The sequence below is a fragment of the Flaviflagellibacter deserti genome (assembly GCF_042652085.1).
Taxonomy (GTDB): Bacteria; Pseudomonadota; Alphaproteobacteria; order Rhizobiales; family Methylopilaceae; genus Flaviflagellibacter; species Flaviflagellibacter deserti.
On record NZ_JBHSJF010000016.1, the window covers coordinates 1 to 6,992 of the forward strand.

6 protein-coding genes are annotated in these 6,992 nt (G+C 58.6%); 5 read left to right on the plus strand and 1 reads right to left on the minus strand.

Annotated elements, in window-relative coordinates; genetic code table 11:
• Nucleotides 1-593: UDP-glucose 4-epimerase GalE (galE, locus tag ACFPFW_RS18555; protein ID WP_379771832.1), on the plus strand; the 593-nt coding region annotated here is incomplete at its 5' end.
• A 201-nt stretch (nucleotides 594-794) separates the two neighbouring features.
• On the opposite strand, the gene ACFPFW_RS18560 is transcribed toward galE, so the two are convergent.
• The gene (locus tag ACFPFW_RS18560) at nucleotides 795-2,219 is read right to left on the minus strand and encodes a mannose-1-phosphate guanylyltransferase/mannose-6-phosphate isomerase (RefSeq protein WP_114958767.1); all 1,425 of its coding nucleotides are present in this window, start codon (nucleotides 2,217-2,219) and stop codon (nucleotides 795-797) included.
• Between the two features lie 314 nt (nucleotides 2,220-2,533).
• Between ACFPFW_RS18560 and ACFPFW_RS18565 the strand changes: the two genes are divergently transcribed.
• The 4 genes from ACFPFW_RS18565 to ACFPFW_RS18580 form a co-directional block, all read left to right on the plus strand.
• Complete coding sequence (locus tag ACFPFW_RS18565) at nucleotides 2,534-3,967, plus strand: undecaprenyl-phosphate glucose phosphotransferase (RefSeq protein ID WP_114958766.1); 1,434 nt, start codon at nucleotides 2,534-2,536, stop codon at nucleotides 3,965-3,967.
• Nucleotides 3,968-4,040: 73 nt separating this feature from the next.
• Complete coding sequence (locus ACFPFW_RS18570) at nucleotides 4,041-5,384, plus strand: UDP-glucose dehydrogenase family protein (RefSeq protein ID WP_162799820.1); 1,344 nt, start codon at nucleotides 4,041-4,043, stop codon at nucleotides 5,382-5,384.
• Nucleotides 5,381-6,385, plus strand: coding sequence for an NAD-dependent epimerase/dehydratase family protein (locus tag ACFPFW_RS18575; protein ID WP_114958770.1), 1,005 nt, complete (start codon nucleotides 5,381-5,383; stop codon nucleotides 6,383-6,385). Before ACFPFW_RS18570 ends, ACFPFW_RS18575 begins: the two co-directional genes overlap by 4 nt.
• A 92-nt stretch (nucleotides 6,386-6,477) precedes the next feature.
• On the plus strand, nucleotides 6,478-6,992 hold a 515-nt coding region (locus ACFPFW_RS18580), incomplete at its 3' end, for an NAD-dependent epimerase/dehydratase family protein (RefSeq protein ID WP_379771834.1).

A 6,992-nucleotide genomic window follows, 5' to 3' on the forward strand; every position in this document is an offset into this window, starting at 1 on the left:
CGCCCTATGGCGCGTCCAAACTGATGTCGGAATGGATGCTGCGCGACACCGCCGCCGCGCACGACCTCCATTACGTCGTCCTGCGATATTTCAACGTCGCTGGCGCCGATCCCAAGGGCCGCTCCGGCCAATCGACCCCGAACGCCACCCACCTCATCAAGGTCGCGGTCCAGGCCGCGCTCGGCCAGCGCGAGGCGCTCGACGCTTTCGGGACAGATTACGAAACCCGCGACGGCACCTGCGTCCGTGACTACATCCACGTCTCGGATCTGATCGCGGCTCACGCGCTCGCGCTCGATCACCTCGAAAACGGCGGACCCAATCTCACGCTGAACTGTGGCTACGGGCAGGGCTATTCGGTGCTGGAGGTGATCGACGCGGTGAAGCGCGTCTCCGGCGTCGATTTCAAGGTGAACCTGTCGCCCCGTCGCCCGGGCGATCCAGCGAAGATCGTCGCCGCGGCCGACCGCATCCGTCGCAATCTTCACTGGGAGCCGTCCTATGACGATCTCGACACCATCGTCGCCCAGGCACTCGCCTGGGAGAAGCATCTCGGCGAACTCGGATCGACGGGGAACGCCCGCCGAGGCTGATGCTTCTGACCGGTCAGTAAGGCGTCACACGGATCATTTTGCGAAAACGCAAAAGAGCATAGCCCACATAGCCAAGCTAATTTCGAACGCAAAGAGTGGAAAGCGGTACTCAGTCATCGAAATCGCCGACAGCAACTGTGGCCTTAAGACCTTCTGATTTAATCCGGCTTGATGGATCAGCAAATTTTTTGCATCAAAAAGTCAATTGGTGCTTTCGGAGTTCCGGTTATAGACATCCTCCAAACGAATAATGTCATCTTCTCCGAGATAGGAGCCTGTTTGAACCTCTATCAGTTCGATGTCGATTTTCCCGGGGTTTTCTAGTCTATGAACGGCGCCGATAGGAATATAGATTGACTCATTTTCATGAACCATGCGCTGGACAGCGTCTAAGGTGACCTTCGCCGTTCCGCGAACGACCACCCAGTGCTCCGAGCGATGATGATGCTTTTGAAGCGACAATTGACCGCCCGGTTTAACAACGATCCTTTTGACCTGATAGCGCTCTCCGACGTCTAGCGACTGATACGATCCCCAAGGGCGGTGAACGCGTGCGCCGAGTTCAGCGATGTTTGGGAATGTTTGGCGGATTTTTCCGACCAACCGCTTCAGTGCGGTTGCGTCTTCTCTCTTGGCGACTAGGACAGCGTCTTCGGTCGCGATGATCGCGAGGTCTTCTACGCCAACGACGGCCGTCAGGAGCTTATCCGAGACGACCAAGTTGTTCCTAGCATCCGATAACACCACCGGACCTTTCAAGACATTGTGTTGTCCGTCCTGCGGGGAGAGTGCCCAAACCGAATTCCAGCTGCCAACGTCCGACCAGCCAAAGTGAACCGGTAAAACAGCCGCAAGGCTCGTTTTCTCCATAACCGCGTAGTCAATCGACTTGGCCGCCGTTTTGGAGAAAGCGCTATCGTCCAAGATCAGGAAGTTGAGGTCTGGCGTGGCGTTGTCGACAGCCTCGCCCGCTGCCATTTCCGTTTCAGGGTCTTGTTTCGCGTATTCCTGGAGAAGGACATCCGGGCTGAAAACGAAGTTGCCGGAATTCCAAAGATAGCCTTGTGCGATGAAGATTTCCGCATTCTGAGTGTCTGGTTTCTCGACAAACCTCTCCAGTATTCTTACCTCAGACCCGTCAATTTCTGGCCCTGGCGCCAAGTAACCGTACGCCGCGGATGGGTGGTCGGGGGTGATGCCGAAAGTTACAATCAGTCCGTTCTTGGCTGCTTCAGCGGCGGTTTTGCAGGCTTGAGAGAATACGTCCGGATTGTCGATCATGTGATCGGCCGCAACGACGACGATGATGACCTCGGAACCGTGCAACTTCCTTGCCAAATGTGCTCCTGCAGCAATCGCTGGTCCCGAGTCCCGCCGTGTCAATTCCAGGACGATGTCGGCTTCAATTCCCAATTCGGACAACTGCTCGCTGACTAAAAAGCGATGATCCCTGTTGGTCATGATGATTGGCCGACCGAAACTGGAATCCCCCTTGAACCGCAATAGGGTGCTCTGAAAGGTCGACCGATCACCGAAGAGCGGTAGAAATTGTTTGGGACGAGCTTCCCTGGAGGCTGGCCAAAGCCTCGTGCCGGAACCGCCTGACAGAACCAGTGGAATAATCATAGGCGAACCATTCCGTTGATAAGAGGGAGAAATCGGCATTGAGGACAACGTAATCTGTCCGCTCAATTTAGGGGCAATGCCGTTTTGTCGCGGCTATAGAAGTCCGAGAGCCGATCAGTCAAATTGCAAACAGTTTGTAAAATCGCTCCTCAAGCACAGATGCGTCGCACCCCCGTCACACCTTCGCCGAGATAGTAAGGTTACCATGCAATAAACGCATGCCAGAGATCATTTTGCGCAGTGTCAAATTGACTCGAAAACCCCTTTAGTTACATCACCGGGGTTAGGAATTTCGAAACCGTTGCGGGGGTGCCATGAAGTACGTCGACCTGCAAGCTGACAACCTAACTTTCCGGCCTGTCGGATGGCGATATCCATTCTCGGCACGCAGCCTCAGTGCAATTATCGCTCTTAGCGACGGAATCCTTATTTTCGGGGCTAGCTTTGCCGCCGAAACTTTGCAGGCCAGGGAATTGGCGTCGGCCGATATCGGCCGTGGGTTTGCGGTCGCCGCCGGTACTTGCGCGCTTCTAATCCCGCTGTTGCACATGCGCCAACTGTATGACTTGGAAGCGCTATTGGCGCTTCGTCGGCAGATCGCGCAAACGTTGTTCGGTTGGATTGCAACTTTATGTTTTCTGTCCGCGCTCGTGTTCGCCCTGAAGGTGGGTAGTACTTTCTCGCGTGTTGCAGTCTCATACTATCTCCTCGGCGGAGGCCTTGCTCTCGTAGCGCATAGGGTGTGGGTTCGAGCGATCATCCGGCGAGCTTTCGAGAGAGGGGCACTTAAGGGGCCAAGAATTGCCTTGATCGAGTGTTCGGTTGCTGCGGCAGCTTCCACTCGCGCCGAGATGAGGCGTTTCGGCCTCAATATCGCTCGCCGCTTCGATGTTCCTGCCGATCCGACACCATCTCATCTGGCACAGGTCGCTGAAACAGCGCTGGCTGAGATCCACGGCTCCGATATCGATGAAATTTACATCGCGGCGGATTGCTTCAGCCTCCGGCATGCTCGGCCGCTGCTTGGATTTTTGTCCGCAGCTCCGCTTCCGGTACGGCTCGTCTTGAACGAGAAAACGACAGAACTATTTACCAATAACCAACAGCGTATTGGCAAGCTTTCTTCGTTCGAAATACGCCGTCCGCCTTTATCCTGGCAGGAGCGCGCAGCAAAGCGAATTATCGATGTTGCCGTTGCGAGCATTGCTATACTGATTCTTCTACCTCTGCTGGTGATTACGGCGCTCGCGGTTAAATTAGACTCGGCGGGCCCCGTTTTTTTCTTACAGAAACGCAAAGGGTTTAACGGCCGCGCCTTCAAAATCTTCAAGTTCCGATCGATGATCGTTTTGGAGGACGGCGCAAAGATTGTGCAGGCGCAGCGAAACGACGATCGCGTGACCCGCATTGGCCGTTTTCTGAGGAAAACAAGTATCGATGAGTTGCCTCAGCTGATTAACGTTCTGATCGGCGACATGTCTTTGATCGGCCCGAGGCCGCACGCGATTTCCCACGATGAGTATTACTCGACAGAGCTTGCCGACTATGCATTCCGGCAGCACGTCAAGCCGGGAATAACCGGCTGGGCACAGATCCACGGATTTCGTGGTGAAACCGCTACCGTTGATCTGATGCAGCAGCGCATTCAACACGACATTTGGTACATCAATCACTGGAGCCTTTGGCTCGACATTTCGATCATGTTCCGAACGGTTTTTGAGGTCGTCAGGACGCGCAACGCGTTTTGACGGAAATCGACGAGTACAATCGGCGAGCGGCAACAGACCCGACCTCGATTATCCATAGTCAAAAGGAAAGCCCATGCGTATCGCGATGATTGGCTCGGGCTATGTGGGCCTGGTCTCCGGGGCCTGTTTCGCCGATTTCGGCCATGATGTGATCTGCGTCGACAAGGCGGCGGACAAGATCGCGGCCCTGAAAGAGGGCCGGATTCCGATCTTTGAGCCGGGTCTCGACGAGCTCGTCGCCAGCAATGTCGAAGCGGGCCGCCTGTCGTTCTCGACGGAGCTTGCGGAGCCGGTCGCCTGGGCTGACGTCGTCTTCATCGGGGTCGGCACGCCGTCCCGTCGCGGCGACGGCCACGCCGATCTCTCCTATGTCTTCGCCGCCGCGCGCGAGATCGCCCGGTCGATGCAGGGCTTCACCGTCGTCGTCACGAAGTCGACGGTGCCGGTCGGCACCGGCGACGAGGTCGAGCGCATCATCCTTCAGGAACGGCCGAACGCGGATTTCGCGGTCGTCTCGAACCCGGAATTCCTGCGCGAAGGCGCGGCGATCGACGACTTCAAGCGACCTGACCGCATCGTCGTCGGTCTTGAGGACGAACGTGCCCGCGACGTCATGAGCGAGGTCTATCGCCCGCTTTACTTGAACAGCGCGCCGCTTCTCTTCACCCAGCGCCGCACGTCCGAACTGATCAAATACGCCGCCAACGCCTTCCTCGCGATGAAGATCACCTTCATCAACGAGATCGCCGATCTCTGCGAAAGCGTCGGCGCGAACGTCCAGGAAGTCTCGCGCGGCATCGGTCTCGACAACCGCATCGGCTCGAAGTTCCTGCATGCGGGTCCCGGTTACGGCGGCTCCTGCTTCCCGAAGGACACGCTTGCGCTGGTCAAGACCGCGCAGGATTCCGGCACGCCGGTCCGCCTGATCGAGGCCACCGTCGCGATCAACGACACCCGGAAGCGGGCGATGGCGCGCAAGGTCGTGGCGGCCTGTGGCGGCGATGTCCGCGGCAAGACGATCGCGATCCTTGGCCTGACCTTCAAGCCGAATACAGACGACATGCGCGATGCGCCGTCGCTCGCCATCATTCAGGCCCTGCAGGATCTCGGCGCCAGGGTGAAGGCCTATGACCCCGAAGGCATGGCGCATGCAAAGCACCTCCTCGATCCGAGCGTGGTCTATGCGACGGGCCCGTACGACTGCGCCGAAGGCGCCGACGCCCTCGTCATCGTCACCGAATGGAACCAGTTCCGCGCGCTTGATCTGCGCCGCCTCGGCGAGGTGATGGCGAAGCCGATCCTGGTCGATCTCCGCAACATCTATGCCCGCGACGATGTCGAGCGGCTCGGTTTCAGCTATACCGGTATCGGCACCTCGACCCGCCGAGACTACAGGGTCGGGATGGCTGCCGAGTGAAGTTCCTGATCACCGGCACCGCCGGATTCATCGGTTTCCATCTCGCACGCCGCCTGCTCGACGAGAGTCACTTCGTGACCGGTTTCGACGGGATGACGTCCTATTACGACGTTCGCCTCAAACAGGCGCGGCATGCGATCCTCGCGCGCTCCAATGGCTTCCGGGCCGAGATCGGCATGCTCGAGGACTCGGCCGCGCTGACCCGCGCGGCCGAAATTGCCGAACCCGACGTCATCATCCACCTCGCGGCCCAAGCCGGCGTCCGCTATTCGATCGAGGCACCGCGTACATACGCGGATTCCAATCTCACCGGCTCGTTCAACGTCCTCGAACTCGCCCGTGCCCTACAGCCGCAGCATTTGCTGATGGCGTCTACGAGTTCGGTCTACGGCGCCAATGAGGAGATGCCGTTCCGCGAGAGCGACAAGGCCGACCACCCGCTGACCTTCTACGCCGCGACCAAGAAGGCGATGGAAGCGATGTCGCACTCCTATGCCCATCTGTTCGGCATCCCGACGACCTGTTTCCGGTTCTTCACCGTCTACGGACCCTGGGGCCGGCCGGACATGGCGCTGTTCAAGTTCGTCGAGGGGATCCTGAATGACCGTCCGATTGACATCTACGGCGAAGGCCGGATGAAGCGCGACTTCACCTACGTCGATGATCTCGTCGAGGCGATCGTCCGGCTAATTGAAGCGGTGCCTGAGGTGGGCAAGACGGTCTCCACAGCGGACACGCTATCACCTGTCGCGCCGTGGCGTGTCGTCAATATTGGCGGCGGCGAGCCGGTCGGGCTGATGTCGTTCGTCGAGACGATTGAGCAGGCGCTCGGCCGATCGGCCAAACGCAACATGCTGCCGATGCAGCAAGGCGACGTGGAGGCAACAGTCGCCGATCCGACGCTCCTGGAAGCGCTGACACAATACCGTCCCGAGACGCGGGTAGAGAAGGGCGTCAGCACATTCGTCGACTGGTATTTAGATTATTTTTCAGTGCGATAGCGCCGCACGTGAGCGTATGTTCATGCGCTCGCAGTATCAGCCGTTGCTTTGCGCGAATCCACCTCGCAGCCACGCTCCAGAAGGATGACTTCATGACGGTCCTCGTTACCGGCGGCGCCGGCTATATCGGCAGCCACATGGTCCTCAACCTGGTGGATCGCGGCGTGCCGGCGATCGTGCTCGACGATCTCTCCACGGGCTTTCGCTGGGCGGTCCCTCCGGGCGTGAGTTTCGTCGAGGGCGATGCCGGCGATACGCCGTTCGTGGAACGTCTGATCAAGGAGCACGGCGTCCAGTCGGTCATCCATTTCGCCGCGAAGATCGTGGTGCCGGATTCGGTTTCCGATCCACTCGGTTATTACCGCTCGAACACGATGAAGACCCGCAACCTGCTGGAGGCGGTGGTCAATGGCGGCGCAAAGCGCTTCGTCTTCTCGTCGACTGCCGCCGTCTACGGCAATCCACCGGTCAATCCGGTGGGAGAGGACATCGCCCCCGCGCCGATGTCGCCCTATGGCGCGTCCAAACTGATGTCGGAATGGATGCTGCGCGACACCGCCGCCGCGCACGACCTCCATTACGTCGTCCTGCGATATTTCAACGTCGC

What these genes read in the sequence shown, in the direction of transcription:
- ACFPFW_RS18570 (WP_162799820.1), top strand. Translation starts at nt 4,041, where the DNA reads ATGCGTATCGCGATGATTGGCTCGGGCTATGTGGGCCTGGTCTCCGGG.
- ACFPFW_RS18565 (WP_114958766.1), top strand. Translation starts at nt 2,534, where the DNA reads ATGAAGTACGTCGACCTGCAAGCTGACAACCTAACTTTCCGGCCTGTC.
- ACFPFW_RS18560 (WP_114958767.1), bottom strand. Translation starts at nt 2,219, where the DNA reads ATGATTATTCCACTGGTTCTGTCAGGCGGTTCCGGCACGAGGCTTTGG.